The organism is Nostoc sp. NMS8 (genome assembly GCF_017115045.1).
Taxonomy (GTDB): domain Bacteria; phylum Cyanobacteriota; class Cyanobacteriia; order Cyanobacteriales; family Nostocaceae; genus Nostoc.
On sequence record NZ_JABXKK010000100.1, the window covers coordinates 40,866 to 67,188 of the forward strand.

21 protein-coding genes are annotated in these 26,323 nt (G+C 39.7%); 11 read left to right on the plus strand and 10 right to left on the minus strand.

Translation table 11 applies throughout. The features are described 5' to 3' along the window. Positions 1-160 precede the first annotated feature (160 nt). Positions 161-3,850 carry a chromosome segregation protein SMC gene (smc, locus tag HWQ39_RS25190; protein WP_292851192.1) on the plus strand — a complete coding sequence of 1,230 codons (3,690 nt, stop codon included), beginning with the start codon at positions 161-163 and terminating at the stop codon, positions 3,848-3,850. 63 nt (positions 3,851-3,913) lie between these two features. Then, entirely contained in the window at positions 3,914-4,909 is a 996-nt protein-coding gene (locus HWQ39_RS25195) for a PRC-barrel domain-containing protein (RefSeq protein ID WP_292851195.1), read from the plus strand. A 113-nt stretch (positions 4,910-5,022) separates the two neighbouring features. Here HWQ39_RS25195 and HWQ39_RS25200 read toward each other — a convergent pair whose 3' ends face one another. After that, positions 5,023-5,433 (minus strand): type II toxin-antitoxin system VapC family toxin, encoded by a 411-nt coding sequence (locus HWQ39_RS25200; protein WP_292851198.1) that lies wholly within the window; start codon positions 5,431-5,433, stop codon positions 5,023-5,025. Beyond that, positions 5,430-5,666, minus strand: coding sequence for a type II toxin-antitoxin system Phd/YefM family antitoxin (locus HWQ39_RS25205; protein WP_292851201.1), 237 nt, complete (start codon positions 5,664-5,666; stop codon positions 5,430-5,432). Before HWQ39_RS25205 ends, HWQ39_RS25200 begins: the two co-directional genes overlap by 4 nt. A gap of 280 nt (positions 5,667-5,946) precedes the next feature. Here HWQ39_RS25205 and HWQ39_RS25210 point away from each other — a divergent pair, with 280 nt between their 5' ends. Together HWQ39_RS25210 and HWQ39_RS25215 are read left to right on the plus strand one after the other, a co-directional pair. Continuing rightward, positions 5,947-7,671, plus strand: coding sequence for an ABC transporter ATP-binding protein (locus tag HWQ39_RS25210; protein ID WP_292851204.1), 1,725 nt, complete (start codon positions 5,947-5,949; stop codon positions 7,669-7,671). Between the two features lie 207 nt (positions 7,672-7,878). Further along, positions 7,879-8,721, plus strand: a complete 843-nt coding sequence (locus HWQ39_RS25215; protein WP_292851207.1) for a phytanoyl-CoA dioxygenase family protein — start codon at positions 7,879-7,881, stop codon at positions 8,719-8,721. 306 nt (positions 8,722-9,027) lie between these two features. On the opposite strand, the gene HWQ39_RS25220 is transcribed toward HWQ39_RS25215, so the two are convergent. From HWQ39_RS25220 to HWQ39_RS25230, 3 genes are all read right to left on the minus strand, one after another. After that, positions 9,028-10,485 carry a YdiU family protein gene (locus HWQ39_RS25220; protein WP_292851210.1) on the minus strand — a complete coding sequence of 486 codons (1,458 nt, stop codon included), beginning with the start codon at positions 10,483-10,485 and terminating at the stop codon, positions 9,028-9,030. Between the two features lie 327 nt (positions 10,486-10,812). Beyond that, positions 10,813-11,268: a hypothetical protein gene (locus tag HWQ39_RS25225; RefSeq protein WP_292851213.1), complete on the minus strand. Its 456-nt coding sequence runs from the start codon at positions 11,266-11,268 to the stop codon at positions 10,813-10,815. Between the two features lie 384 nt (positions 11,269-11,652). Next, positions 11,653-12,228, minus strand: coding sequence for a GNAT family N-acetyltransferase (locus HWQ39_RS25230; RefSeq protein WP_292851215.1), 576 nt, complete (start codon positions 12,226-12,228; stop codon positions 11,653-11,655). Between the two features lie 431 nt (positions 12,229-12,659). On the opposite strand from HWQ39_RS25230, the gene bioB reads away from it, so the two are divergent. Further along, positions 12,660-13,667: a biotin synthase BioB gene (gene bioB, locus HWQ39_RS25235; RefSeq protein ID WP_292851442.1), complete on the plus strand. Its 1,008-nt coding sequence runs from the start codon at positions 12,660-12,662 to the stop codon at positions 13,665-13,667. Positions 13,668-13,752: 85 nt separating this feature from the next. Here the strand turns inward: bioB and petL are convergent, their stop codons facing one another. Continuing rightward, complete coding sequence (gene petL, locus HWQ39_RS25240) at positions 13,753-13,848, minus strand: cytochrome b6-f complex subunit PetL (RefSeq protein WP_109007553.1); 96 nt, start codon at positions 13,846-13,848, stop codon at positions 13,753-13,755. A 156-nt stretch (positions 13,849-14,004) separates the two neighbouring features. Here petL and aroB point away from each other — a divergent pair, with 156 nt between their 5' ends. From aroB to HWQ39_RS25255, 3 genes are all read left to right on the plus strand, one after another. After that, on the plus strand, positions 14,005-15,096 hold the full coding sequence (gene aroB / locus HWQ39_RS25245) for a 3-dehydroquinate synthase (RefSeq protein WP_292851218.1): 1,092 nt from the start codon (positions 14,005-14,007) through the stop codon (positions 15,094-15,096). A 76-nt stretch (positions 15,097-15,172) separates the two neighbouring features. After that, positions 15,173-15,751 carry a Uma2 family endonuclease gene (locus tag HWQ39_RS25250; RefSeq protein ID WP_292851221.1) on the plus strand — a complete coding sequence of 193 codons (579 nt, stop codon included), beginning with the start codon at positions 15,173-15,175 and terminating at the stop codon, positions 15,749-15,751. Between the two features lie 271 nt (positions 15,752-16,022). Beyond that, positions 16,023-16,343: a hypothetical protein gene (locus HWQ39_RS25255; protein WP_292851224.1), complete on the plus strand. Its 321-nt coding sequence runs from the start codon at positions 16,023-16,025 to the stop codon at positions 16,341-16,343. Between the two features lie 508 nt (positions 16,344-16,851). Here the strand turns inward: HWQ39_RS25255 and HWQ39_RS25260 are convergent. Further along, entirely contained in the window at positions 16,852-17,067 is a 216-nt protein-coding gene (locus HWQ39_RS25260; RefSeq protein WP_292851227.1) for a hypothetical protein, read from the minus strand. A 201-nt stretch (positions 17,068-17,268) separates the two neighbouring features. Here HWQ39_RS25260 and HWQ39_RS25265 point away from each other — a divergent pair, with 201 nt between their 5' ends. Next, the gene (locus HWQ39_RS25265) at positions 17,269-17,580 is read left to right on the plus strand and encodes a hypothetical protein (protein WP_179065585.1); all 312 of its coding nucleotides are present in this window, start codon (positions 17,269-17,271) and stop codon (positions 17,578-17,580) included. Positions 17,581-17,800: 220 nt separating this feature from the next. Beyond that, entirely contained in the window at positions 17,801-18,139 is a 339-nt protein-coding gene (gene trxA / locus HWQ39_RS25270) for a thioredoxin (protein ID WP_292851230.1), read from the plus strand. A 128-nt stretch (positions 18,140-18,267) separates the two neighbouring features. On the opposite strand, the gene HWQ39_RS25275 is transcribed toward trxA, so the two are convergent. Then, on the minus strand, positions 18,268-18,801 hold the full coding sequence (locus HWQ39_RS25275; RefSeq protein WP_292851233.1) for a dihydrofolate reductase family protein: 534 nt from the start codon (positions 18,799-18,801) through the stop codon (positions 18,268-18,270). Between the two features lie 256 nt (positions 18,802-19,057). Between HWQ39_RS25275 and HWQ39_RS25280 the strand changes: the two genes are divergently transcribed. Then, positions 19,058-19,483 (plus strand): (2Fe-2S) ferredoxin domain-containing protein, encoded by a 426-nt coding sequence (locus HWQ39_RS25280; protein ID WP_292851235.1) that lies wholly within the window; start codon positions 19,058-19,060, stop codon positions 19,481-19,483. Between the two features lie 176 nt (positions 19,484-19,659). Here the strand turns inward: HWQ39_RS25280 and HWQ39_RS25285 are convergent, their stop codons facing one another. After that, positions 19,660-20,322: a nuclear transport factor 2 family protein gene (locus HWQ39_RS25285; protein ID WP_292851238.1), complete on the minus strand. Its 663-nt coding sequence runs from the start codon at positions 20,320-20,322 to the stop codon at positions 19,660-19,662. A gap of 435 nt (positions 20,323-20,757) precedes the next feature. Then, complete coding sequence (locus HWQ39_RS25290; protein ID WP_292851241.1) at positions 20,758-26,205, minus strand: ATP-binding sensor histidine kinase; 5,448 nt, start codon at positions 26,203-26,205, stop codon at positions 20,758-20,760. Positions 26,206-26,323 lie beyond the last annotated feature (118 nt).

Sequence of the window (26,323 nt, forward strand, 5' to 3'; positions counted from 1 at the left end):
TTGCCGTACACTTAGCGATCGCCTGCGGTAAGCCTTTCGGGTGAAGCTCACAGACTACCGCAACGCGTCTACTATAATTTCCAATTCTCCCCCTTACCCTCTTGCGAATTTTTAATTAGTTGATACACTTGTTCTTCATTAGCCCAGTGAACCAGCGCCTATGGTGCATATCAAGCGCGTGGAACTTACCAACTTCAAATCCTTCGGTGGCACTACTTCAGTCCCTTTGCTACCGGGGTGTACTGTCATATCTGGGCCAAATGGTTCGGGTAAGTCAAATATTTTAGATGCACTGCTATTTTGCCTCGGACTCTCCAGTTCTAAGGGAATGCGAGCCGATCGCCTACCGGATTTGGTAAATAATACTCAAACGGCTAAAGGACGCGCTTCTATTGAAGCTAGCGTCACTGTGACATTTGATTTGTCGGATGAAATCTCACACAAAGACACAAAGGTGCAAAGGGAGGAAGTAGAGGAAGCAGGGGAAGCAGGGGAAGAAAATCCAAAATCCCTTCGGGTTCGGCAGTCCCCCATCGACGGGAACCGCCAAGACGGGGGCTACCTCACCAAAATCCAAAATCCAAAATCGGCAGAGTGGAGTGTTACTAGAAGGCTAAGAGTCACTCACCAAGGGACTTACACATCGAATTATTATATCAATGGTGAAGCTTGCACGTTGACAGAATTGCATGGAGAACTAAGTAACCTGCGGGTTTATCCTGAAGGCTACAACGTGGTGCTGCAAGGGGATGTCACCAGCATTATCTCGATGAATGCGCGGGAACGACGGGAAATTATTGATGAATTGGCTGGGGTGGCGGCGTTCGATCGCAAAATTGTTCAAGCCAAATCAACTTTAGATGAGGTGAAGGAAAAAGAAGATAGCTGTCGGATCATTGAAACGGAATTAACTGCACAACGCGATCGCCTTTCCCAAGATCGGGCGAAAGCTGAGAAATATCAAAAACTCCGCACAGAATTTCTAGCGAAGCAATCCTGGGAAGCTGTTTTATCATGGCGATCGCTACAAACACAACAAGAGAAGTTAGTTCACGAAATTCAAACAGGCGATCGCAATTCTACTGAACTGACTACCCAACTCACAAACCTAAATTCCCAAATCGTCCAAAAAACTGCTGAACTTGAACAACTCAATGCCCATGTCAAAGCTTTGGGAGAAGAAGAACTGTTGGCAGTACAAGCTACCCTCGCCACCCAAGAAGCAGAACGTAAACAACTCCAGCGCCAGCTAACAGAATTACAAACAGCTTCTCAAGAAACTGCCAAACGTCTAACTCAAACTCAACAAGAGATTCAAAAACACCGTCATTCCCTAGAAGAAATTGCCGAAACACACATTGTAGAGACGCGATTCATCGCGTCTTCCCAGCAACAAAGAGATGAAGCACAGCAATCTCTAGAAACCTCCCGCGAAGCCGCCGCCGAAATCGCCTCGGCTTCGGAAGCCTGGGTGCAGCAACAAACGGCATTCAACCGTCAAATTGAAGCTTTGCTGCACACCCTAGAACCGCAACGCACCGAACAAGCACAACTCAGGGAACGCAATAATCAGTTACAGCAACTTATCCAAGAGCAAACCCAGTTAATTGAACGCGACGAACCGCTGTTAGCAGAAAAACAAACTCAGTGTAGTGGAGTTGAAACGGAATTTAACACCTCTAGCGAACCCATCCAAAATTTAGCCCAAAATCTCTCAGCCACAGAACAAGAACTGCAAATCCAACAGGAAACTCAAAAACGGTTACTTTTTGAACAACGAGAAAAACAACGCCAGTTGGATAAAATCGAGGCGCAAACGCAAGCACAGCAAGAAGTTCAAGGAACCCAAGCGAGTAAAGTTATTTTACAATCGGGCATACCTGGACTTTGTGGCTTAGTTGTGCAGTTAGGAAAAGTGGAACCCCGCCATCAACTAGCTTTGGAAATGGCTGCTGGGGGACGCTTGGGACATATTGTGGTAGATGATGACAGCATCGCCGCCGCCGGGATTGAATTGCTCAAACAGAAGCGTGCAGGGAGAGCAACTTTTTTACCACTGAATAAAATTCACGCTCCCAAATTTACTCAAGATGCTACGCTGCGTTTTGCTAGCGGCTTCGTTAACTACGCTGTTAACTTAGTCGATTGCGATCGCCGTTACAAAGATGTCTTCAGCTATGTTTTCGGTAACACGGTAGTTTTTTCTAGCCTGGAGGCGGCGCGGAAAAATTTAGGACTGTATCGCATCGTTACCTTAGACGGGGAATTGTTAGAAACTAGCGGTGCAATGACTGGTGGTAGTAATAGCAATCGTTCAGCGTTGCGGTTTGGCAATGCAGAAGCGGCGGAATCTGATGAAGCGATCGCTTTAAAAACTCGTTTGGTGGATATTGAGCGAGTTTTAGAACGTTGTACTGAAGCGATCGCTACTTTGTCAGCCAGAACCAAAAAACTCACCCAAGAACTCACAGAAGCGCGTCAAGCGCGGCGCGAACAGCAGTTGCAATTGGAACAGTTGCAGAAAGATATTAAGAATTTAACAGTGCAATTAGAGGGGACGCGATCGCAACTCGCCCAAAACAGCCAAAAGTTAACCACTGCTCAATCTCGATTGGAAATTTTAGAGCGGGAATTACCAGGGCAAGAAAATGAGTTGCAACAATTGCGACACGCTTTAGCAGAGCTAGAAGCATCCCAAACCCCTAGTGAATGGCAACAAATCCAGGCAACCATTAAAATTCAAGAGCAACAATTGCAACAACGCGAAACAGCTTTACGGGAAGCGGAACAAAGATTAAAAAATTTAGAAAATCAGCAACAACGTTTGCAAGAAAAAATCCAAGAAGGGGAGGAGCGAATTAGCCAATATCATCACGAACAAGAGGCGCAACAAAATCAACTAAATACCCTCAGCACTCAGCACTCAGCACTCAGCACTCTCATCACCCAAACCCGCGCCAACCTCAGCCTTATGGAGCAGAATTTGGGTGAAGAGAAACAAAAACGTGACGCTACAGAACTGGAAGTGCGATCGCACCTTTTACGCCAACAACAATTGGAATGGGAAATCCAAAAACTCCAAGAAACCCAAGAGAAACGGCGAGAGGAACTAATTGCACTGCAAACTCAATCGCGAGATGTGGGAGCAGAATTGCCAAATCCCTTACCAGAAGTTCCAGATCAGGTAGATTTAGAAGAATTGCAGAAAGAATTGCGATCGCTTACCAAACGCTTACAGGCAATGGAACCTGTTAATATGCTGGCGTTAGAAGAATACGAACGCACCCAAAACCGCCTCCAAGAACTCACCCAAAAATTAGAAACACTAGAAGGAGAACGCACCGAACTACTTTTGCGGATTGAAAACTTTACCACATTGCGGCAACTTGCCTTTAAAGAAGCTTTCGATGCTGTCAACGAAAACTTTCAATCAATTTTTGCCATTCTTTCCGACGGCGACGGCTTCTTGCAACTCGAAAATCCCGAAGATCCCTTTAGCAGTGGACTGAATTTAGTCGCGCACCCCAAAGGCAAACCCGTACAGCGCCTAGCATCCATGTCTGGGGGAGAAAAATCACTCACAGCCTTGAGCTTTATCTTTGCACTGCAACGCTACCGCCCATCGCCATTTTACGCTTTTGACGAAGTGGATATGTTTCTAGATGGAGCAAACGTAGAACGATTAGCTAGAATGATTAAACAACAGTCACAACAAGCGCAATTTATAGTTGTGAGTTTGCGTCGTCCGATGATAGAATCAGCCGAACGCACAATTGGCGTTACTCAAGCACGAGGAGCTTACACTCAAGTTTTGGGGATTAAATTACAATCATCCAATACATCTGCTTGAGTTTTTGTTAATAATAGTGTATAGATAAACCAAACCGGATTCGAGATCAGGACTCGGTATAGAATGACCTCTGAACAGATAATTAGGCGTTCCGACATATTAAATACCCAGGTGATTACCCGCGACAACGGCAAGCGGCTAGGCATCATCAGTCAAGTCTGGGTTGATATCGATCAAAGAGAGGTTGTGGCTCTTGGTTTGCGAGACAGCCTGATCTCCATTTCGGGCATACCGCGCTATATGTACCTCAACAACATCAGCCAGATTGGTGATGTGATCTTGGTTGATAACGAAGATGTCATTGAAGATATCGAAGTTGAATCTCTCAGTAATCTGATTAACTGGGAAGTAATCACAGAAACAGGTGAAGTATTAGGCAAAGTTCGGGGCTTCAAGTTCAACGGCGAAAACGGGAAGCTTGAATCTATAGTTATTGCTTCTTTAGGATTGCCCCAAATTCCCGATCAATTTGTGAGTACTTATGAGTTCTCAGTAGATGAAATTGTCAGCACTGGCCCCAATCGGTTGATTGTGTTTGAGGGAGCCGAAGAACGGGTAAACCAGTTGACAGTTGGTTTACTAGAGCGCTTGGGTATCGGGAAAGCGCCGTGGGAGCGCGATGCAGAAGAAGAATACGGCTATACTCCACCACGTACAATTGCACCACCCAATCAACTGCCTAGTGGAGTGCCATTGCAGCCACCCAGGCAAAAAGTTCGCGCCCCAGAACCCGTAGCGCGGGAAGAAGAATGGAATGAAGACTATGTGGAAGAGGAAAGGCCACAGCGTCAGGTAATGAAGGCGCGGCAGTATGAGTCTATTCAATACGAAGAAGACGAGGAAGAAGATAACTGGAGCGAAGCAACGGGCAACGACAGGTATCAACAACCGCAGCCGCTAAAGTATGAAGCCAAGCCTTATAGCAAGCCTTATGTTGACGAATACGACGATTATGACGACGTAGACGGCGATGCTTGGGAAGATGCGCCGAAGCCTGTGAATATTCCTAAGAAAGTCAAGGAAAGACAGCCAGAATACGAAGAAGAAGGCGGATATTAAGTAATTCGTAATTCGTAATTCGTAATTTACCGAAAAATTAGGAAGTATTTTAAGATTAATTCAGCCTTTTCCTTACTTATGAGGAGAGGGCAATTTTTTAGATATTTCTGATTTTAGCGAGGTTCGAGCCAGGTTTCTATTTTTAAATTAGGAACACGGGAAAATTTACGAGTATTGGCGGTAACGAGAGTTAGACCAAGGGTTAAAGAATGGGCAGCAATTAATAAGTCATTACCTCCAATCGGTTCACCTTGTTGTTCTAAATCAGTGCGGATTTCTGCATAATATTGCTCTACAGGATGAGTTAGGGGTAGTATTTCAATACTATCCAAAATTATTTGAAGTTTTTCTATGAGCTTTTGGGAGTTCTTCTTTCTAGCTCCAAATCTTGGTTCACAAGCTACTATAACACTTGTACAAATTTTGTCTTCTCCGACATCTTTAATTTTTGAAAATACCACTCCTCTGGGGTTTTTAATTAGTCCGGAAATGATGTTTGTATCTAACAAGTATAAATAACTCATTTTGAAAACTCAATATCATCTAAGGGTAATAATCCTTCGTCCATGTCGGCAAAGTCTTCGTCCAGTGGTTCAAGGGTGGAAAGGGTTTCCAGGAGGGATTTTTTCTTGATTGGGGAAATGATGGCGAAGGGGATACCGTTTTGGGTAATAGTGAGGGGTTCGCCTGTTTTTTGGGCTTGGTTGAGTAGGGTTTGGATGGTTTCGGGGAGATCGGAAAGGGTGATCTGTGTCATGGTGGGTTCTGGGGTTAGCGGATGGGGACTTGGCGCACGTCTATTTTACCTATGACGGCGTTGGTGATGAGGGCGGTGCGATATTCAAAACAAGATTAAATCCGGGATTCCACACCTAGAACTGTCACACCGCAATTAATGGAACTATCTAGTATCTTATGAAGTAATTAATTCTAGGATCAACGCTAAAACAGTTTGTAACTAATTAGTTAAGTGTTCAGAAACTCACCAAAAACTGTTAGCGTCAAACAAAGTAAAATATCGTTGTGGACTTTCGAGCTTGAAAACGCGTTCTAATTACTGGCTACTACTGCCTTATATCCGACTCCAGTGGCAAACCATCACCAAGGGACTTATTGGCATCTTGGGATACGTACTGGCGACATTAGTGTTGATCAATGTCGCTGGGAAATTGGCAATTCCCTTTGCCCAAGGTAATGTAGTAGTGATCGCTCAAATAACTGGTAGCTGTGCTTTAGTATTTCTTGTCAGAGGCTTGTTTCAGTCTATACAAGATATGTACATGGCGAAAGCTGCTCTGCGAGTTGCTTTTCATCTCCGCCAACAAGTCTATGCCCATCTGCAAAAGCTCAATCTCAGCTATTTTGAAACTGCAAAAGCTGGTGATTTATCTTACCGCCTCACGGAAGATGTTGACCGAGTTGGCGAAGTAGTAAATAAAGTATTTCACGACTTTATCCCCTGTATTTTGCAGTTGGTAGCAATTCCGATTTACATGATTTATCTAAATTGGCAACTGACACTCGCAACAGTGATAGTTGCGCCACTAATGGGTATTTTAGTCGGCTGGTTTGGGGAACGCTTACGCAAGTATTCCTTAAAAAGTCAAAATCGGGTATCGGGTTTATCAGCCATCCTTTCAGAAGTTTTCAACGGTATTCGTTTGGTACAGGCTTTTGCTGCCGAAAATTACGAAATCGCCCGTTTTGGCCATGAAGCAGAACGCAGTCTGAAAGCCAAATACTCAGCCGAACGCCTGAAAGCAATTCAGATTCCCATCATCGGGTTTCTAGAAGCCTTAAGTGCCTTATCGTTGCTGATTGTGGGAGCGTGGCAAATCTCCCAAGGTAACTTGACAGTGGCGAATTTTTTCAGTTATCTGGCGGCGGCGGCGCTGTTAATCGATCCTATTGGTCATACTACTAACAACTACAACGAATTTAAGCAGGGTGAAGCATCTGTTGACCGCGTTTTTGAATTGATGGCGATTCAACCGACGGTGATTGAAAAGACAAATGCGATCGCTCTCCCTCCAGTCAAAGGCAAGGTAGAATATCGTCATATTTCCTTCGCCTATAAACCGGGTGAACCTGTATTAAAAGATATCAGCTTATTGGTATCGCCAGGTGAAGCGATCGCACTTGTGGGTGCCTCTGGTGCTGGGAAAACCACATTTGTGAATCTCCTCCCCCGTTTTTACGATCCCGAAGTTGGTCAAATATTAATTGACGGTGTTGATATTCGAGATGTGAAGTTGCATAGTCTGCGGCGACAAATTGGGATTGTTCCTCAAGAAACCATCATGTTTTCGGGGACGATTGCCCAAAATATCGCCTTTGGACAAGATATTTTTGACATCAAAGCAGTTAAAGAGGCGGCAAAAATTGCTAATGCTCATCAGTTTATTAGCCAGCTACCAGAAGGTTACAAGACTTGGGTAGGCGAACGTGGGGTAAACTTATCAGGTGGACAAAGACAAAGAATTGCGATCGCTCGTGCTGTTCTACTCAATCCCCAAATCTTGATTCTTGATGAGGCGACATCAGCATTAGATTCCGAGTCAGAAGCGTTGGTACAGGAAGCGCTGGAAAGATTGATGGAAAAACGGACAGTATTTATTATTGCTCACCGTTTATCGACAGTTAGAAGGTGCGATCGTATTTTAGTTCTCGAACAAGGACAAATTGTCGAATCGGGAACCCATGAAGAATTATTAGCCCTAGAACATCGCTATGCGCGGTTTTATGCCCAGCAATTTAGTTAGAGGTAGGGAAAGTTTGAGGTTTTGAGACAACCGAATTAGTTTTTGAATTCACAAAATCGGTTTTTGAGCTAGAAGAATGAGTATCTATGTATTCAATACCCAATACTGTCGTAACAAATACTTCCATCTTCCATAATGGTATTACTAAAAATAGTCTTACCAATTTCGTAGAAACCTTCAACTAGTCTTTAAAAATAAAGGAAGAAAATGCCTGAATACTTAACTGGTAAAAAGCCAACTATAGAGCAACTAAATGAATGGATTGAGTCTTTTCATGCTAATGGTTTTCTTGTCATTGAGAATGTGTTAACACCAGAACGATGTGAGCTTCTAAGAAATGATTTAGATGAAACCCTGAAAAAGACTAAAGGTAAAGATTATCAAACATCAAAGAAGATAGTGAAGCGAATGTTCGAGCATTCTAAGCATAATCTGAATATTTTTGATTTAGAGCCAATCGTTACATTCGCAGAACATTTAATTGGTGGAGCCAATGGCACCAGCTACTCAATACATGATGGTATTCCCAACGCTAATATAATTCACGTTATTCACAATAACTCATTTAAAATTCCTCCCAAAACTGACGGATTAGCTAAAAATGCATGGCATCAAGACGATACACCCCACGTGCTTTCGCTTGATGGAAAACCTTTAACCAACATTCGCCTGAATGTTCTTGCTTTCACTGTTAATTACTACCTGACGGATGTACTGTTTGAAGAAAATGGCCCAACTCAGGTAATTCCAGAATCTCATCTATTTGGCAAGTTATGCGACGATGATATTTCCGGATATGAAGACAGAATTTATAGTTGCTTGGGAGCGATGGGTTCTGCCGTTTGTTTTAACAATCAGGTATGGCATAGAGGCTCTAGAAACTCTTCCTCTATCACTCGTTACATCACACAAGTTACCTACGCCAAGAGACTGGTTGGCCATAAGTATGAACCCTTTATGAATTATCAAATGCCTAGTCACTGCTATGAAGAAGCAGACGACAGATTGAAGCAACTTTTAGGATTCCTTCCCAACGGTGCTTATGGTTAATCGTCTGAATCTTTTTTCTGAAATTGTCCCATCTGCTAACAGCGTTCCGGCAGCGATTCTTGCGGAGTATTACTAGCTTAAAAGCCTTATTATATGAGGATTATACTGATGTCATGACTACGAACTTGCTTACCCATAAATTTAAACTTGACAGACTACTACGCAGTTTCCGGTTTTTGACGCTAACTGAACTGTATTGAATTACAAGAGTCATAAGGAAATCAGTTTGCTTATTGCTATATTGACAATAAAGGAGAGGGGCAAAGTAAAAAAATGATTTTCGTTACAAGCCTTGCCCCATAGTAACTATTTTCTAGACTGAATTGCCTTGACTAAATCATAAAAAGGTTGCCAATTATCTTCCTGGGCAATTGATTCCCAAATAGATTCAATTACTGGTCTTAATAATACCGTTTCGGGATTATGAATAGCTAGAGTTTGGGCAATTACATCAATGCGGTCACTATCAAAATCATTCAAAATTTGATGGTATAGTATACACCAATCATCAAAAATTGCTGACGCACCCGGTACTGGTACAATATCGGAACCATTCATTACAAAACCTGGTTCATCTCGCCATTTCGATGAAAAAGTACGAGCCATCTCATAAAAAAACTGGTGATAACCAACTTGGCTATCTTTCAAAAATTCAACCGTTAGATTCAACAGTTCCGCAGCTTGTGGATGTGGCAACTTTGAAAAACCTAACTTTTTCAACATTAAAGAACTGTATTCAGCTTGATAATATTCATCAAACCTTTCTAATGCAGCTTCCATTTCGCCTTTATCGATAATCGCCTTTAAAGTTTCTTGGAGCATTTGTAAATTCAACTTGCAAATACTTGGTTGATTACCATAACAGTAGCGCCCAGAATAATCAAAATATGCAGCTATAAAGTATGGGTTATAAGTAGGGATAAATGCGTAAGGGCCATAATCAAAACTTTCTCCCGTAATCGACATATTATCGGTATTCAGGACTGCATGACAAAAACCAGCCGCCATCCACTGTGCTACTAGTTCTGCAACCCGTTTAACTAATTCGGCGTAAAACAGGGCATATTTATCTTCTTCAGCACTTAAGTGTCGATAATACTGCTCAATTACGTGGTCTAACAGTTTCTTAGTTAAATCTGGACGCTTGAAATAGTGCAGTCGCTCAAAAGTGCCAAACCGAATATGAGAACTGCTCATTCTAATCATCACAGATGAACGGGTAGGCGAAGGTTCATCGCCCCGCCAGAGTGGTAAACCTGTTTCAATCATACTCAGACAGCGCGAAGTACGTACACCCAAGTAATGCAGTGCTTCCGCAGCCAGAACTTCTCGCACCCCACCTTTGAGCGTCAGCATACCATCGCCACCACGGGAGTAGGGCGTTCTCCCAGAACCTTTAGTGCCAAAATCGTACAATTGGCCATCATTGGCGCGTACTTGCCCGTAGAGAAAGCCTCTACCATCACCCAATTGTCCGTTATATTCACCAAATTGATAGCCGTGGTAACGCAGTGCCAACAAGGGTTTGCGCCCTTGAAATTGACCAAAGGCTGTGATGAAATCTTCGTCTTTGACTACTTGGGGGTCTAGACCAAAACGGGGTAATAGTTCATCATTACGCCAACGCAGGAAGTGTTGGGGAAATTCCGCCGCTGCAACCTCATCATAGTAGTCGCCGCCTAGAGATTCTAAAGCGCTTTCGTAGTTGAGGGTGAGAAAAGGATTGCTAGAATTCTTGTAGTTTGGGGTTTCAGCCAGAGTCATTACGAGCAAAGCTTAATTCATTCTTCCTTTAATACTACCTCTGGCTTCAGCATCAGCATAGATGCAAAAAGCGACTTATATCTAAAATATGGCAGCACCACCGTCAAAATCTGGAGCGCATAATGAATAAAATTTTACAATTAAAGAAAAAGTTAACTCAATTAGAAATTTTAGACTCTAAATTTGAGTTTTTTGGTTCAGAATCACACTAATATCAAAAGCAACCTCTGAGTTTTTGTGATTGCTATGAAGACTGGCTTAACCGAAGTTTGCATCAAATCCGCCAGTCTCCTGAAACTTAACCTTAATTAAATGAAACTTAGTTTTTTATTTGTTAATTGGTTGTGATGTTGGTGCGGCAATTCCTACTGAGTTTGATGTTGCTGGTGATACCTGTGAAGAGAGAATTTTTTTCACTTGTAGGTTATAAGTTTGCAAAATGGATTGAACCTGTTTCTGTTGTTCTTGATTCAGACCCAAAGATTTTAACACTATCCTGATTCTCTGACGTGATTGCAACGCTGCTTTAAATTTAGTAGCTTGGGATGGGTTTAATAGAGCCTGAATATCCTTATCTCTTTGCTGGCGAGCCAGTTGAATTTGTAGGCGTTGTTGCTTTGTGAGTTTGATGGGCTGGTGTGATGCAGCACTAGTCTGAGTTTTTAAGACTGGTGTAGTGGCTGAATTTGGAACTGGTGCTGCCAAGACAACTCCGTTTAAAATGGTAGCAAAAGCGAAGATAGCAGAAAATACAGAAAAGGGTTTTATAGAATTAATGGACATTTGAAAAAACTCCTCAGTCATTTAATAAAATTGGACACATCGGCTAAAGCTAACCTTGATAAATAAGCCAGGTAGTGAATAAATCTTACTATTGCATTTGATTATGGACTTGTTGTGTATTTATTATGAATTTGCTATGAATTTGTAAATGTTCACAACCGAGACATGAAAATGATTTCAGGTTAAATATTTTCCTATTGTCACTAGTTGTAACTTTGGCAATAATTACAAACTCAAAATAATGGTTTTAGCTAATTTTAAGTCTTGTTATCTTACAGAACTTTCTAATTTTTATTAGAAAGTAGTATTTATAAATAAGTAAATATTGTGTATAGATAGTGTGAGAAATAAAACAAATATTTTTGACAATTATACTTAGGATGTTTAAAATATAGGTACTTTCCAATTAGGATTTGTAAGACTTGTCAAAATATGGTCTTCCCATTGACCATTAATTAATAAATAGTCTCTAGCATATCCTTCAATAACAAAACCGAGTCTTTTAAGTACGTTGCCACTGCGTCGGTTGTGAGGCATATAATTAGCCATAACTCGGTGAAAATTTAACTCCTGAAAGAGATATTGAGTTGCAGATTTTAGCCCTTCTGTCATATATCCTCTACCTTGTTTATTTTCAGCAAGGCTATATCCCACATAGCAAAAATAAGCGGCTCCTCGAACAAAATTACTAAAATTGACCGTTCCAATAACTACGGTGGGATTTTTTTTGGTAAAAATAAATAGTTTTAACGATTGCCCATTGATAAATTCTAGAAAACTATTCTCTATCTGATATTGCCAATATTCTTCAGTGAAGAAACCATCAGCCCAAAGAGGGTAGAATGGAGTGAGATAAGTTTTATTGTTAATGAAGTATTTGAGAATTTGGGGTATGTCTTCATGGATGGCTGCTCGTAATAATAGGCGATCGCTTGTAATTATTGGCAGTTCTGATATCATAAATTACTTAATCGGCGGGATCTGTTCCCATAACATTCTCTAAATTTATAAATTCTCTCATACCCTGCGGTTTAGCAGTAGTCAAGGCAATAGAATTTGCGGCTATACAGGCAAAATCCGCCTGTTTTATCCTAAAGCCACTCAGTTGACTGTTGACCAACAAAAGATATATGCGCCAGTTGCATAAGTCCCCCCAATCCCAAATCCCAAATCCCCAATACATGAGTATTTTTGCTCTTAATCTGCCATTCCACCAAAATCTTGATAAGCTGATGTCTAATATCTAGAGCGGAAGGATTGAGAGCCAATGGGTGATAAAGCACAGTGCAGGGCATAACTTCGATAAAATCGCTTTGCCCAAACGCTGTACCGCAGCAGATTCAAGCAAAAAACAGCTCTTGATTAACCCAGTCTACAAGAAGGATAGTGATGTGGTGGGAATACGCTACGATTGGCAGGAATTAGAGATTCGGGCGATATACAACACGCCATTGCTAGAGCTTATTTATCAAGCTGCTAGCGTGCATCGCCAATATCATGACCCAACAAAAATACAAGTTTGTAAACTCATATCGATTAAAACGGGGGGTTGTCCAGAAGATTGTAGCTACTGCGCCCAATCTTCTCGCTATAAGACAGAGGTAAAGGCGCAAGCACTCCTAGAAAAGGAAACTGTAGTTAACATTGCCCAGAAAGCTAAAGAAACTGGTGTTAGTCGCATTTGCATGGGTGCTGCTTGGCGTGAAGTTCGGGATAACTCACAATTTGAGGAAGTCCTGGAAATGGTCAAGGATGTAACCGCAATGGGTTTAGAAGTGTGCTGCACTCTGGGTATGTTGACAGCCAATCAGGCCAGGAAATTGGAAGAAGCGGGACTTTATGCCTACAACCATAACTTAGATACCTCGCAGGAATATTACAGCACAATTATTACTACAAGGACTTATAGCGATCGCTTGAACACAATTGAAAACATCCGTCAGACAAATGTTACTGTATGTTCTGGCGGTATCCTGGGCTTGGGCGAAACCGTCGATGACCGTGTTGGAATGTTACAAACTCTGGCAAACTTACATCCGCATCCAGAGTCCGTACCAATCAATATTCTTTCACAAGTACCAGGCACACCCTTAGAAAATCAGCCTGATGTCCCCATTTGGGATATTGTGCGGATGATTGCCACAGCCAGGATTTTAATGCCCGCTTCCGATGTGCGTCTTAGTGCTGGTAGGGCGAGACTTTCTGAAGTTGAGCAAGCTTTCTGCTTCATGGCAGGAGCCAATTCTATCTTTTCCAGCGACGACAACAAGATGTTAACAGTGACAACTCCCTGTCCAGATTACGACACTGACCGAGAAATGTTGAACTTACTTGGTTTGGGTATGCGATCGCCTTCCCAAAGACAGGAGAAAATAGCAAGTCCGGCTGTTGTAGGATAAATATCTTTTTCTGGGATGGGCATTTCGCCCGTCCCTAGTAAACTGAGGGCAGGCAAGATGCCCACCCCACAAGAAAGATTCTCGGTTAAATTATTTTGGCAGTCCGCAGACCGAACAGCAGACCGACAGCCAAACCAAAGAACAAAGCTAAAAAGCCGATGTAAGCTGCAATTGCAAACATTTATTTTTCTCCACAATACTTCCTAAATCTATTGAATCATTAGTTGTTGGGCATTGGGCATAGGTTATTATCCTTGTCCCCAGTCCCCAGTCTCCAATCCCCAATCCCCAGATTGCGATAGAATACAGCCCACGAACGCTTGTTAGGGGTTGGGCAATGACTTCTGTAATTAATGTAAATCTACCAGGGCAGTCTTATGAGATTGCTATCGCACCTTCAAGTTTAGATCAACTCGGTCAACAGATGGCTAGTCTCAAGCTAGGCAAGAAGGTATTGCTGGTTTCTAATCCGACGATTTTTAAACATTTTGGCGAAAGAGCGATCGCATCCCTAAAATCTGCTGGATTTGAAGTTGCTAGCTGCACCCTACCACCTGGGGAACGCTACAAAACCCTCAATTCCATCCAAAAACTCTACGATATTGCCTTAGAAAACCGCCTAGAACGTTCTGCGACTATGGTGGCTTTGGGCGGAGGTGTAATTGGCGATATGACTGGCTTTGCGGCTGCAACTTGGCTACGCGGCATTAATGTTGTCCAAGTACCTACCACTCTCTTAGCAATGGTAGATTCGGCAATTGGTGGCAAAACTGGCGTGAATCATCCCCACGGCAAAAACTTGATTGGGGCATTCCATCAACCGCGCTTAGTTCTGATTGACGCAGATGTGTTAAAAACTCTACCTATGCGCGAGTTTCGTGCAGGAATGGCAGAAGTGATTAAATACGGTGTGATTTGGGATGCCGAATTGTTTGCCCTGTTGGAAGCAAGTAAACGCCTCGACCAACTCCGCTATGTCAAACCTGAGCTAATAACCATCATATTAACGCGCTCTTGTCAAGCTAAAGCTGATGTTGTTAGCAAAGATGAGAAAGAAGGGGGATTACGGGCGATTCTCAACTATGGACATACTATCGGTCATGCAGTAGAAAGTTTGACTGGTTATCGCCTAATAAATCACGGTGAAGCAGTGGCTATTGGGATGGTAGCAGCCGGTCAAATTGCTGTGGAATTGGGAATGTGGCAAAATCTTGACACAGAACGTCAAAATGCTTTAATTCAAAAAGCGGGTTTACCAACTCAATTACCAACTGGGGTAGATATTGAAGCAATTATTGAGGCCTTGCAATTGGATAAGAAAGTCAAAGCCGGGAAAGTGCGGTTTGTTTTACCAACAGAGATTGGTGTAGTAACAGTTACCGATGAAGTGCCATCGGATATTATTCGGCAAGTTTTGCGGGGAATGTGACCAAAGAAGAATTCAGGAGTCAGAATAAAACATTAGTTGCTATGTTCTTCAATTACAAATTACGAATTATTGAGCCATGATACTCCAAGCCAAGAATCAATTAACCTTGCAAGAGTTCTTAAATCTTCCAACAGGTGAGGGAGATATCACCTACGAACTCATTGATGGTCAAGCAATTCCTAAAATGTCACCAAAAAAATTTCACTCTAAACTTACCCGCGCTCTTCTGAATTTAATTGAGCAATGCTGTGAGGGAAAAGGAGAAGTTTGCCCAGAATTAGCTGTCGCATTAACTCGTCGAGGGCGAGATTGGATGCCAATACCGGATATTTTATATATTTCTAATGAACGTTTACCCCTTGATTGGGATCAAGAAGGAATATGTTCTGTTCCTCCTGATTTAGTAATTGAAATTATTTCACCGGGACAAACCTTTGGACAAATGGCGGCTAAAGCTAAAGACTATTTAGATGCTAAGGTGCTGCGGGTGTGGGTATTAGATAGTAAAGCCAGAAGCATCACTGTTTTTTATCCAGATGCAGCACCACAAACTTATATGGGAGAAGAATTACTCACAGATTGTTTATTTGAGGGACTGGAATTTACGGTCGAGCAGATGTTTCAAAAGGCAAAAATACCATTAGATGCTCAATAGTAGATTTTTGGCATCTAGTACAATTTTCTCGCTCTCAATATTCATCGAAATTTCAAGTGGTGGAAGTTTGCCTAGTTTTAAGAAGTTGCTTGAGCAACTTGGCTAGTGAATTGATATGGTGGCTGGATTTTTCCTGTGCTGTACTAATAGTTTGATTAATTAATTCACCCATTTGTGGGAGGTAATTAGCAACCCAATAAGTGTACTTTGCTTATAGCCAGACCAATACAAGATGGTTTAAAGCAAGATTCACGCAACAGATGTATCAATTATGTTAAACCTAATATCCACCGGATGTATAAAAATAAAACCCTTGGTGGTTTCAACAGCTTTTTTGCTAGCTATACAGACTTCTGCTAATGCTCAACCAGCTGTTCCTAGTTTAACCCCAGCACAAGCTCAACATTTATCCCGTGACTTGGTTCCATATAATTATCAAGACTTTTTTAGGCAAGGAAAAGATTCAATTGAGAGAGAAATTCAAATTCTGGGGCAAGAACAACAGCGCTCAATTAAACCTATTCTTAAGATTGATTTATTACCGCAAATCAAAAAACCAAATCCCCAGCAAAAACCTCAAGGTCTTATCTAAGGAATAAGAATTAAATAACATACAATTTATGTTCTTGGTTTACCTCACCTCAATTCTTCTCCGATATATTGGCTACGGTGCACACACAAGTCGCAAATAGTAGTCTGTCAAGGAATAATTGACGAGTATACTTTCTGTAGAGACGGTGATTTATCGCGTCTGTATAACGTACCAGTTTTTAAGACGCGATTCATCGCGTCTCTACATGAGGGTTTTCTGGCTCATCCCAAGCGTGGTGTAAAACTGGTTCTGATTTGTGTGTACACTGTAGCCGATATATTTGAGAGGAAAGCTAGAGACAAGATGAAGTTTTGCATCTTATTTAATCCACGTTCCTAAGTAAGAATCATCATCCTTTTATGACTCTTGAAATCGCTATTTTTTTTAATATTAATTCTTGAGATATAGTACATAAACTACACTCCCAAGCCTCAGTATCACTATGTTCTGTTTCGGGGTTACAGAGGTTTTGTGTCTTCAAGAAAATTTGCAACACAAAGTTACAACTTTAATCGTCTAGCAAACCCATCAACGCTTGAATTTCAACGTTTTGATCTTGCGGCTCTGATAATTGAGATTGTAGCTTTAATAATTGGCCCTGTAATTCTTCTGCCACATGGATCATATCAGATTCTTGTGCAATTTTTAGCTGATTTTCTTTAATTTTGATTTGTTTAATCAAATTATTTTCAACATGGGTTGAGTTGTAATGTTGAGCAATCATAGCTTTAGTTTTACGATCAATGTATGGAGTGCAGTGAAATTTTTCACCTATGTATTATTCCACACTTTTGTCATTTTTTAAATATAGCTGTTCTTGGTGAGTTAGAAGAACCTCACACCCAATGCCGCTGGTTTCGTAGAGGGGACTATGATGTACCTTGTATGATTAGGAAACGCTATAAACATTATTTTTGTGAACAGTATGGACTTAAAGTTTATCAAGAAAAAGATTTATACCTTTGTAAAAATTATATCTACAGTGCTTATAACAAGCGCAATTGGATTGGAATCGTGGAATATTTATGCAGTAATCACTAATACTAATGTACCAAGCAGTCTGAATCCAATTTTTTGGATTGAGCGTTTTGCCACGATCAGCCATTTTATCGAAGGTATTATAGCAGCTTTTTATGCACCTTCAAGACAAAAAATACCAATAAAATATGCTATTTATACTTTTTTTGTCGGTACAATTGGTTTGTTAGAACTGTTTGATCGACAGGATGACTATTGAGGCTTATACGCCTTGAAGGCATAGGTTTTTAGATTCGGTTGGTAGGGTGCGATCGCATAACGCACTCTACCTACAAAAATTGTACGTTATTAAATATACGCTACTCATCTGCGAGGATTTCCCAATGTAAGTAACTGGTGAATCTGACACTCAGAAGGGAGTATAGTTTATATAGTTAGCTTTTTGCTGAGATTTTAGTTTGATACTAAGGAATTAAAAAATGTCTACTGATACTGACATCGTTAGTTACGTTGAAGAAAGCGAATTTGATGTTGTTTTAAACGGAAGTGAAGAAAAAATTGTTGTTGTTGATTTTACTGCTACTTGGTGTGGCCCCTGTCGCTTAGTCAGTCCGTTAATGAATCAACTTGCCGAAGAATACAAAGGTCGCGCTAAAGTCGTTAAGGTGGATGTTGACAGTAACAAGCCAATTTTCAAAAAATTCGGTCTTCGCAGTATTCCAGCAGTTTTAATTTTCAAAGATGGTATCTTAGCAGAAACGATAGTAGGGGTTTCTCCTTACGAAGAATTTAGCAACGCCGTTCAGAAACTTCTTTAGCTAATTCGTAATGACGCTCTTCGCTCTTAGCGTCTCCCCTTCTCTACGAGACGCTAAGAGCGAAGGGAGAAGACTTGCTAACGTAATGCGTAAGTCCTAGATATTATCATTAATAATTACGAATTATTTTAATTTTTGATTTGTCGCCTGTAATGTGCCTGGACTAAACCACTAGTATATTGTTTTGAGTTAATCAGTTCCAATTTTTCTTCCGGGGTAGGCGGTGGGAAAAGTTGTATACCGCCACCTAAGATAGTTGGAATAGTTGAAATAATATATTCGTCAATCAAGCTGTGCTGAAGAAAGGAATTGATTAATTTTCCGCCACCAACTAGCCAGATATTTTTAAAACCTTCAGTCTCTATACTTGCTAACGCCTGTTTTACTGGTTCAGAAACAAACACAACGTCCTCACGCTCAGATTGGAGATGGCGCTGGGTGAAAACGAAGGATTTTTTTTCTGGATAAGGCCATTGTTCAAAACCAAGCCCTACTTCATACGTCTTGCTACCTAAAACGATCGCATCAAGTGATTCGTAGAAAGCAGTGTAACCGAAGTCTTCACCTTCTGTATCAAGAATTGATAGCCAATCACTTCCGCCATCGGTGCGAGCAATGTAGCCATCCAAACTAGCTGCAATGTAGAGTGTAACTTTTGTCATTGTGCTTCTGAATTTGGTAGTTTTCACTCAATTAGTGCAAGCGATCGCAGGCTGATTTCTTCTACAGTATTTTAGCCTTGGATGGTTTATATCACAAAATAGCGGTAGCTTACCCAATTACTTACGTTTTTTGATTGTATCTTTTAAACCGACCTGCAATAAATTCTCGCTCTTGATAAATGCTTTGATCTAGTAGAACAGACTAAACGGGAAACTTATATTATTCTCTCACTGAGAGAAACAGGTAGGGTCGTCCATGAAAAAATTGCTCCGGCGTATTAAAATATTACTTCAACGTATCCTCAGAAGGTTTGCATTCAATTCTCAGCAACCATCGCCCTTAATAGATTCTCGCCCTCGCTCATTAGAGACTTCTATTCCCAGTGTTTCTCCCCGATGGGAGTCTGGTTTGGTGCTTGTGTGTTCGCAATGTACAAACGAGCAGTCAGGCTCAACGGCTTCCGAAGACTTAGAAAATTGGTTGAAATCGCGTTTAAAATTTGAGGGATTATGGGGTGATTTTCGGGTAGTTAGCACCAGTTGTTTAGGTGTTTGTCCCCGAATAGGCGTTACTGTTGTGCTTGTAAGTAATGGAAATTACGGTAATAGCCCCTGCTTAATTATAAATCCTCGCAGCGATCGCGAACTTCTCTATTCATACATCAAACAGAATAAAGGCTGACTGCAAAAGTTTGCTAAAGCTGCAAATTATTGAATATCAAACTGGATTTTATCTTGCAGTATGTTTCAATCAAGTGAAAAAAAGGGGTGAATTGTAAATATTCACTCCTTTTCTAGGTTATTAGGAAGGTAAATAATACTATCCAACCTGTATTAATACCATTCTCATCTGAAGAATTATTCTTTTAAACGAGGTATATTTGGTCTTACAAAGGTAGCTGAGGAATTAGTGCTTCGAGCATTAGTGCTTGAAGAAGCAGTAGTTGGCGAACTGAGATTCAAGAAATCAATGAGTTTAAGGGTACGATTACGAATTTTCCAGATCCCATTTGTTTTGACGACTTTATCTTCATAAGTGCCATTAGCGACATCAATGCTAGTTTCCGAACGTTTGTGAGTAGCATGGAGATAAGAGGTCATCGTTGCTTTATTATTTTCAATTGAAATGTTTATTGTACCCATCAAGTGTTGAGTAGCTGTATAACCATTTCCTTGGAATACTGAATAGACAAAATCTGCCCAAGAATCTGTCCCATAATTTGTTTGAGTTGCCCCATCAGGGAAAATGGCGGTGAGAACTGCATCTTGAGTAAAACAATTCCGATAAATATTCTTGCCTTCTTGAAGATTTCCTCTACCAATAGCATCAGTTCCCAGAGCGTAACAGGATGTTAATTTTTGAATTTCTAATTCTGCGTCAGGTTGACTTGCACTTGCTATTTCAAATCTACCTCCAATAAACAGCACAAGAGCAACTGCAATCACAACCACAGTTATTCGATTTAACAGAAACGAGATAGCATTTGCAACTATCCGCCCATTTCCTCTTCTTTTTTCCACAAGATTACTCCCTTAATTATTTATATCTTTCGCATCTTGTACTGTAGCCAAAACTTTAGTTTTGGCTAATAACTTCAGCCAATAAAAGCTGGCTAAAATGCTTGGATATTTTGCTAGCAATGATATTTTATATTCGCTAGAAAATATATTTTCTAGTAAATTAAAAAGCTAGTATGTACAAGATTTGATGTATACAATTAGTTATAACAGTTAATTACTAAGTTAGAGGTGTTAATTGCAACTAAGTTTGTGTTGATTTGATTAAGTAATAAAGTTAGCACTTACATAGTTTTAGTAATAGTAAAATGAATTTTAGTTTACTAATTTTCAGCAAGTCCTAAATAGAATTACTATAGCAATTCTAAAATATTTATGATAAGCTCCTCAACTCCTTTGAAAAGTCGAGAATCTGCGGCTAAAACTATCAAAATTTATTCATTCTCCCAAAATGGGAATATAAATTATAAATTGTGTTCCTTGTCCCAAGACTGATTCACAAATCAAATCTCCACCATGATTTTCAACTATAATTTGCCGACTAATAGATAATCCTAATCCCGTCCCCTTTCCTACACATTTGGTAGTAAATAAATTCTCAAAAATGCATTCTTTAACTTTTTCAGTCATTCCTTTGGCATTATCCTGAATCTTAATTACTACATTTTTATTATCTATCGCCACATTAGTTTCAATAGTAATAATGTTAGGATATGTTTCTTGAATCTCTAAAAAGTTACGGCCGATATTTGCTTCTTCTAAAGCATCAATTGCATTCGCAAGGATATTCATAAAAACCTGGTTTAATTGTCCCAAATAGCATTTTACTAATGGAATATCTGTATAATGTTTAATGATTGTAATAGCAGGATGATTGTGATCCGCTTTTAGACGATGCTGTAAAATCAACAAAGTACTATCGATACCTTCGTGAATATTAGCTAATACTTTCGAGGTAGTATCAGCGCGGGAAAAAGTACGGAGAGAGGTACTAATATTACGAATACGCTGTGTCCCTACCGTCATACCATCAATCATTTTTGGTAAATCTTTTAGCAAGAAATCTATATCTATTTCTTCAGCTTTTTCTTCAATTTCAATGCCAGGATTGGGAAATTTTTCTCGATATAGTTGCAGATAATCTATTAAATCTTTAACAACATCTTTGGCTTGAGTGATACTACCTGTAATAAAACCAATGGGATTGTTGATTTCGTGTGCTACACCTGCAACTAAATTTCCTAGAGAAGACATTTTTTCACTTTGGATAAGTTGTAGTTGCGCCTCTTGTAAATCTTTTATAGATTGTTCTAATTCCTTAGATTTATCTTGTGCCCTTGTGTACAAGCTAGCATTTTCTATGGCAATGGCCATTTGCGAAACTAAGACTTTTAATACCTCTACTCTTTCTAAAACAAAAGCTCCTGATGATAACTGATTTTCTAAATAAATAATCCCAGTAAGCTGTGATTGATACATAATGGGCAAACAAAAGATTGATTTTGTTTGAGATTTCTGAATGTATATATCAAAGTTAAATGGTTCGGCAACTGTCGCATCATTTAATACAATGTATTGCTGAGTTCGAGAAACATAATTAATCACAGAGAGCGGTAAATCCTGATAGGTTCTAACAGGAATAGAGCGTAAAACTGTCACCACGTCATCAGTAGCATTTCCAGAAGCTTCGATATATAAGTGATTATCTTTAACTAAGAGCAGTACTGCTTTTTGGGCAGCAGCATTTTCTAGTAAAATTTTGATCAGCTTGCCCAATAAATTTTCTAAAACAATTTCATTGGTAATCGCTTGTGAAAACTTGATGAATGCATTAAAATCTAGAAAATCGCTCAGGCTGCTATTGGTAGTAGTGTTAGCGGTAAGATGAATTGTATCTATTGTTGAAGTAGTGTTTTCTACCGTAATAGTTTGTCCTACTAGAAAAGCATACTTGGATTCTAAGTATTTAACTTTAGCGATCGCACCCCAGCGAATATAGGCATAATAAGATTTAGTTATGTAAGCTTGATGAATCAATTCTTTACCTAAAGACTGATAAAATTTTCCAGCTAACTCATAGGCTAAAGCTTCTTCTTGGAGGAAACCGTTTTCTTGAGATTTGGCAATCGAGTGTTCATAGTAGTCCATCGCCTCAAGTTTTTGATCCAAAATGTGATACCTTTCTGCCTCCACGAGATAAAATCTGTGTAAGTGATTTGTGGGAGCATGAGTAGCCCAGAGTTCCATCTTTTGCTGATTAGCTCGGACTTTTTCTAGAATAGCTTGCTTGTCAGACTCTTTAGCAGTATGATATATTGCCAAGTGGGCTAGAGAATCGTAAAAGTAGAACAGTGGAACAACAAACAAGCCTGTAACACCACCTAAAGATTTTTCTGCGATCGCAGCATTTTCTACAGCTTTAAAATACTCTCCAAATATGTAAGAGAGCATTAGCTTATTCACAAATAAATGGTTAATTGTGTAAAGATCATTTACTTGCTGATGAACCGGTAGCATCCTTTGCTCGTCGTAGGCTTCTCCAATTAAACAGTCTACATTTTCAAAACTTCCTTTCAAGTTCAGAACTGTTTGTAAATACACTGAGTTCCAAGTGAAAGCTACTTGCTGCTTAATTTTTTTCAGAGAATCACAATAAGCTATCAGTTCTTTTTCGAGAACCCAAAGTTCCTTACCCAGCCAAAATGAATGATAGGGATAAATGTAACCACAATAGCCAGCATATTCTAAATCTCCAGTTTCCAGACCGCTAGAATACCCTGACATTGATGATGTTAATGTCTCTCTAACATGCTCTTTCCAATGCATAACATGGGCACTAACAACCGTCAGAATCTTAGCCTTGAGTTCTTCGGCATTAAATTGTGATACTAAACTAGAAGCTAACTTCCCAAATTCATAGCCAGAATTAATTTCTCCTTGAACTCCACAAAGAAGTAATCCATAAAGACTGTAACCATAGGCAGATACAGCGGTATTGCCATACTTTAAGGACAAATTGACCATTTTACAAACAATAATTGGCATCATTGCAGGTGCAGTTTGAAAAGCCGCAGGGAGAACTCCCATTAAGATTCTCATGGCTGCAATCTTGTTAGGATCGGTCATTAATGGTAAGTTAATTAAATCTGCAATGGCTTTACCTCTCAAAGAGGTAGCGATTTCATCCATCCCCTGCTGAATATCAGTTGATGTCGGCTCCTCTGGAAAACTTATTCCTAATAATTGCAGAATCAATACTGCTATCTGAATGGCTTCTAGTTGCTTGCTTTGAATTATAGAAGCAATAATCTGTACTTCATATACTTTCACTTTATCTAGAAGAATTTTGGCTTCTTGCTGCACCACCTCGGCCCATTTTTGCATCTGCTCAAAATCACCGCCTAGATAGGCTGCCTCTGCGGCTCCTTCATATAAACTGATGGTTAAGGTATATTCATTTTGCCAAGCCTCTATACTTAAAAGTTCTATCCCATTTGTGAAGTATTTAAGAGCCGCTTCATAAGCTGTAGAAGCTTTAGCTTTTCGTCCAGCAATTAAATTTAATCGTGCTAATTCAGTTTTTTCAGATTGCTCTATCAGGTTAACAATACCTACATTCAACTGATTGACGATATCAAAAACATTAGCTTCTATTTCTTCTTTGGGTATATTTTGGAGAAGTAATTGTCCAATTCTCAGATGAGTAGATTTCTTCAGTTCTTCTGGAATTAACGAATATGCTGCTTGTTGTACTCTGTCATGCAGGAACTTGTAACCTACTCGTGAAGTATCGAAATTCAAATTAACCGCTTCTTCTTGATTAAAAACCAAAGGAATACGATAAGCTTCACTTAAAGGCAGAATTAATCCCGCTTGCAAAGCTGAGTGCAAATCATTTGCTGTCAAAGAAGGCGATTTTTCATTAACTATCGATAAAATATCTAAACTAAATCTGTCACCCACACAAGCTGCTAGCTTTAAAACCTCTTGGGTGAAGTTTGGTAGTTTTTCAACTCTACTGGCAACTAACTCAACTACATTTTTATCAGTAATACCAATTGCTTGAATATCTTCTAGACTCCATTGCCATTTAGCATTAGGAAAGTCAAATGTTAACAGTTTCTCTTGATGAAGTACTTGAATTAGTTGTGTTATAAAAAATGGATTGCCACCTGTTTTGTTAAGAATTAACTCAGCTAATTTAATAATTTCTTTGTTAAATATTCCAATTTGTTCATTCTGGTTAACCTCTGTTTCTTGGATAGTTTCGGCAACTAGCTGAATTACATTATCTAAATTTAAAGGTTGCAATACAAGATTATTAATAACCGTGCCGCTGTTCTTAATTTCTTCTATTTTTTGGATTAAAGGATGTGCCGGATTAACTTCATTATCTCTATATGCCCCAATAAATAAAAAATATTTGCTGTCGGTATCAGTTATGAGTAGTTGAATTAAATTTAAAGTAGCTGAATCTGCCCATTGTAAATCATCTAAAAAGATAACTAAGGGGTGTTCTTTTTGAGTAAAAACTTGGATAAGTTCTTTAAAAACATGATTGAAGCGGTTTTGTGATTCTGTTGCCCCAATTTGAGCTACTTCCGGCTGTGTACCAATGATTAATTCTACTTCTGGAATTACATCAGTAATGACTTTTCCATTTGTTCCTAAAGCTGACAAGATTTTATGACGCCATATTTCTATTTGTTCATTATTTTCTGTCAGCAAATACCGCATTAAGTAAGCAAAAGCTTGAATTAAAGAAGTATAAGGTATATTCCGCTTTAATTGGTCAAATTTACCAGAAATAAAGTAGCCTTGTCTGCGGGTAATGGGTTTATTAACTTCATTGACTAAAACTGATTTGCCAATACCAGAATAACCAGAAACTAGCATCATTTCTACCCCTCTTAGTCCCTCGGATTCAGGAGGGTTAGCAACGCGATCAAACGCAGCTAACAGTTTATTAACTTGTTCTTCACGACCATACAATTTTTGAGGAATTAATAACTGGCTCAAGACATCTAAACGACCTGGAACAAAATCAGTAATGATTCCCTTAGTTTCTAATTGGTTGAGACATAATTCTAAATCTGCTAATAATCCTGTGGCACTTTGATATCTGTCTTCCGCATTTTTTGCCATCAGCTTCATCACAATTTCAGAGACGGCGGTAGGAATTTGTGAATTTAATGACTGCGGGTTTATAGCTTGAACAGCAATATGACTATAAACTATTTCTAAGGGGTCTTGGCTGAAAAATGGTGTTTTATCAGTGAGCATTTCATATAAAGTCACACCAAGAGAATAAAAGTCAGTGCGATAATCAAGAATGCGATTCATTCTCCCAGTTTGTTCAGGAGACATATAGGCAAGTGTGCCTTCAACGCAGTTAGGGTTATTAAATTGGGGATTTTCTTTATTGAGGCGGGAGGCGATACCAAAGTCAGTGAGTTTAACAATACCAGTCTGAGAGTTAATGATGATGTTACTAGGTTTAATATCTTTATGAATAATCTGCTGTTTGTGCAAATAATCTAAGGCTTTAGTCAGTTGAATGGCAATTTTTAAATGGTTAATTAAATCGAGTTTTTCTATTTGTAGCAGTTGAGTTAAAGACTGACCTCCGAAGTCTTCTAATAACAGTCCTACACGATTTTCAAAGGTTTCTAGACTGATAGCTTTAACTATATTAGGATGGTCTAAACCTTGCTGAATTTGGTACTCGTTTTTAATCCGAGTAAAGGCTTCAAGAGTTGGATATTCATTTTTAAGCAGCTTGAGGATAACTCGCTGTTGCGTCTTTGACCTTTGTGTTTGATAAATAATTGTTTGAATTCCTTCGTGGAGAGTCGAGTTGATTTGATATCCAGTACGATTTGGCATTGATTTTTGACTATAAAGTTATAAAATTAGCGTCACCCCCGTTCTGTCGTGAAAGGGGTTCTAGTTTAATTATTCCCAGCAGGAGAAAATTATTAACATTGGGATTCCGTACTAAAGG

Coding starts and splice junctions, on each gene's coding strand:
- smc (WP_292851192.1), top strand. CDS start 161: ATGGTGCATATCAAGCGCGTGGAACTTACCAACTTCAAATCCTTCGGT.
- HWQ39_RS25195 (WP_292851195.1), top strand. CDS start 3,914: ATGACCTCTGAACAGATAATTAGGCGTTCCGACATATTAAATACCCAG.
- HWQ39_RS25200 (WP_292851198.1), bottom strand. CDS start 5,433: ATGAGTTATTTATACTTGTTAGATACAAACATCATTTCCGGACTAATT.
- HWQ39_RS25205 (WP_292851201.1), bottom strand. CDS start 5,666: ATGACACAGATCACCCTTTCCGATCTCCCCGAAACCATCCAAACCCTA.
- HWQ39_RS25215 (WP_292851207.1), top strand. CDS start 7,879: ATGCCTGAATACTTAACTGGTAAAAAGCCAACTATAGAGCAACTAAAT.
- HWQ39_RS25220 (WP_292851210.1), bottom strand. CDS start 10,485: ATGACTCTGGCTGAAACCCCAAACTACAAGAATTCTAGCAATCCTTTT.
- HWQ39_RS25225 (WP_292851213.1), bottom strand. CDS start 11,268: ATGTCCATTAATTCTATAAAACCCTTTTCTGTATTTTCTGCTATCTTC.
- HWQ39_RS25230 (WP_292851215.1), bottom strand. CDS start 12,228: ATGATATCAGAACTGCCAATAATTACAAGCGATCGCCTATTATTACGA.
- petL (WP_109007553.1), bottom strand. CDS start 13,848: ATGTTTGCAATTGCAGCTTACATCGGCTTTTTAGCTTTGTTCTTTGGT.
- aroB (WP_292851218.1), top strand. CDS start 14,005: ATGACTTCTGTAATTAATGTAAATCTACCAGGGCAGTCTTATGAGATT.
- HWQ39_RS25250 (WP_292851221.1), top strand. CDS start 15,173: ATGATACTCCAAGCCAAGAATCAATTAACCTTGCAAGAGTTCTTAAAT.
- HWQ39_RS25255 (WP_292851224.1), top strand. CDS start 16,023: ATGTTAAACCTAATATCCACCGGATGTATAAAAATAAAACCCTTGGTG.
- HWQ39_RS25260 (WP_292851227.1), bottom strand. CDS start 17,067: ATGATTGCTCAACATTACAACTCAACCCATGTTGAAAATAATTTGATT.
- HWQ39_RS25265 (WP_179065585.1), top strand. CDS start 17,269: ATGGACTTAAAGTTTATCAAGAAAAAGATTTATACCTTTGTAAAAATT.
- trxA (WP_292851230.1), top strand. CDS start 17,801: ATGTCTACTGATACTGACATCGTTAGTTACGTTGAAGAAAGCGAATTT.
- HWQ39_RS25275 (WP_292851233.1), bottom strand. CDS start 18,801: ATGACAAAAGTTACACTCTACATTGCAGCTAGTTTGGATGGCTACATT.
- HWQ39_RS25280 (WP_292851235.1), top strand. CDS start 19,058: ATGAAAAAATTGCTCCGGCGTATTAAAATATTACTTCAACGTATCCTC.
- HWQ39_RS25290 (WP_292851241.1), bottom strand. CDS start 26,205: ATGCCAAATCGTACTGGATATCAAATCAACTCGACTCTCCACGAAGGA.